Source organism: Veillonellales bacterium, assembly GCA_039680175.1.
Lineage (GTDB): Bacteria > Bacillota > Negativicutes > JAAYSF01 > JAAYSF01 > JBDKTO01.
Genome location: JBDKTO010000052.1, coordinates 1 through 2542 on the forward strand (window position 1 = coordinate 1; position 2542 = coordinate 2542).

Consider the following 2542-nt stretch of genomic DNA (forward strand, 5'->3'; position numbering starts at 1 on the left):
CATTGCCCGAAAAAAAGAGTTGCAACTCGTGATTTGCATCGACGAATTTCAAAACATCATGCAATTCGGCAATCCCGATGCTTTTCAGCAAAAGTTGCGTTCGCACTGGCAGAATCATCAGCAAGTAGCTTACTGTCTTTATGGCAGTAAACGCCACATCTTGCGGGATATCTTCAGCGATCCTTCAAAGCCGTTTTACAAGTTCGGCGATTTGATGCTGCTCGATAAAATTCCCGAAAGTGAATGGATCGTTTTTCTTTGCAGGCGATTCCAAGATACAGGTAAAACGCTTTTGCCCGACGATGCTCGATTAATTGCCCGACTTGCCGACAATCATCCCTATTATGTGCAGCAATTGGCTCAGCAAGCATGGTTTCGCACACATGACGAATGCAATCAAGATATCGTATTATCGGCGCATGAAGATATTGTCAATCAACTCAGCCTTCTGTTTGCCAACAGCACGGAAAAACTCTCTTCTTTTCAGATTCATTTACTCAAAGCTGTTCTATCTGGAGAAAAGCAATTGACGGCGAAAGAAACACTCGAAAAATACCAATTAGGCACTTCCGCCAATGTGGTGCGCCTCAAACGGCTATTGATCGAAAACGAGATACTGGATGATACGGGTGAAGAATTATCGTTTTTAGATCCGATGTATAAATATTGGCTTCAAAAGAATTTTTTCAAGAAGTAATATTTTCAGGTTTTTCCTCTGCGCCCATCTGCGTGAACCTATCTATTTCTTTTCCCGCTGATTCTCGCTGATTTATTCTCTCGCTGATTTGCGCGGATTTATTTTCTCGCAGATTTACGCGGATTTTATCTGCTTTACGCTATCTTTCTGCGTTCTTTTATCTGCGTCCATCTGCGTGAAATCTTATTCTTTTCTCGCTGATTTATGCGGATTTTATCTGCTTTACGCTATCTTTCTGAATTCTTCTATCTGCGCTCATCTGCGTAAAATCTTCTTTTTCTTTCTCGCTGATTTACGCGGATTTTCAATTCTTTTTTTCGATAGCCTTCCTTAATATGGTAGGTGGAATATCCTAAGTATTCGTTTCGCTTCACAGGTAGGCTAACCCCTGCTCAAATCGCGTAACATTTGTTCACAACGGAGCAACCCAGTTGGTATCGAAAGCCTTCTTTATAAAGTCCAGCTCCTTTCCCCCTATGTAAGCCAAAGAGAGCCAAATACGTTCTTGCATATTATGCATAATAATAAATTGAATTGTTTGTTCCGATCATGGTATGGATAATTGTTTAACCACTTTGCAAGGGTTACCGAAAGCCAATACTCGGTCAGGTATATCTTTGGTTACAACAGAACCTGCTCCGATAATACACCAGCTCCCTATTTTCACACCCGGAATAACGATTGTACCCGCACCAATCCATGTCCCTTCGCCGACGCTAACATTTCCGCAAAGTGCAGCATGCGGGGATATATGCACAAAGTCATTCACTTGGCAATCGTGGTCCACTGATGCTCCGGTATTGATGATGCAGTGCCTTCCTATATTGCTGCAAGATTGAATAATACTACCCTGCATTACTACCGTGCCCTCTTTTATTGAACAGATATTCGACAAAATAGCTGAAGTATGGACTGCTGTTTCAAAACAAATACCCTGTAAGCGCTTAGCTATTTTTTTGCGTATTGTATTATCACCAATACTTATGATTAGTGGCGATAGATTTTTTGCATCATGATATACGGGATAACCTAACAGTTCATTAATCGAAAGATTATCATCGATCAAGCCTAGAATATTTTTTCCTTGCGATTTTAGGATATCAATAATAACTTTAGCTTGGCCGCTTGCACCGTATAAATACATATTAACTTTTAATTTAAGATTTTATAGTTACTAGTTTACAGTTTACTGGCAACTGATTACTGCCAACTATTCCCTCTAAACGGTTCCATTGTTGTACTGACCTTAGAGTTTATCCCTTCTCGTTTGAATACCTTCATAAGTGTCAAAAAAAGAATTTTTACATCCAAATATACTGTTATATGGTCAACGTACCACACATCGTATTCAAATTTCTCCTGCCAGCTGATAGCATTGCGGCCGTTAACCTGAGCCCAACCGGTTATTCCAGGGCGGACTTCGTGCCGGCGACTCTGTTCTTTACTGTATAGCGAAAGATATTTTACCAGAAGAGGCCGGGGGCCTACCAGTGCCATATCCCCTTTTAATACGTTAACCAGCTGGGGTAACTCGTCCAGAGAGAGTGAACGGACTAACCGTCCAATTTTTGTTAACCTTTCGCTGTCGGGTAACAGAATGCCGTTCTCATCCCGCCGGTCGTTCATCGTCTTAAATTTGATCACCTTAAAAATCTTTTCGTCTTTTCCCGGCCGTTCCTGTAAAAAAAATACCCCCGCTCCCTTGTTGGCTATTGATAGCACTATCCAAAGGATTAAAAACAGTGGGCTGAGGATAATTAAGCCAACCAGAGCAATCATGAAATCTAACAAACGTTTAAAAAAATGAATATACATGAATAACTTCTTATTAAAATAATCAAAAAA

The 2542-nt window shown here is 40.6% G+C and carries 3 protein-coding genes; 1 reads left to right on the forward strand and 2 read right to left on the reverse strand.

Going from position 1 to position 2542, the window contains the following annotated elements; all coding sequences use genetic code 11:
* The coding region (locus tag ABFC84_08700) for an ATP-binding protein (protein ID MEN6412829.1) at window positions 1–697 on the forward strand (697 nt) is incomplete at its 5' end.
* A 547-nt stretch (window positions 698–1244) separates the two neighbouring features.
* Here ABFC84_08700 and ABFC84_08705 read toward each other — a convergent pair.
* Together ABFC84_08705 and ABFC84_08710 are read right to left on the reverse strand one after the other, a co-directional pair.
* Entirely contained in the window at window positions 1245–1841 is a 597-nt protein-coding gene (locus ABFC84_08705; GenBank protein ID MEN6412830.1) for an acetyltransferase, read from the reverse strand.
* 56 nt (window positions 1842–1897) lie between these two features.
* The coding region (locus ABFC84_08710; GenBank protein ID MEN6412831.1) for a sugar transferase at window positions 1898–2542 on the reverse strand (645 nt) is incomplete at its 5' end.

What these genes read in the sequence shown, in the direction of transcription:
- ABFC84_08705 (MEN6412830.1), bottom strand. Translation starts at nt 1,841, where the DNA reads ATGTATTTATACGGTGCAAGCGGCCAAGCTAAAGTTATTATTGATATC.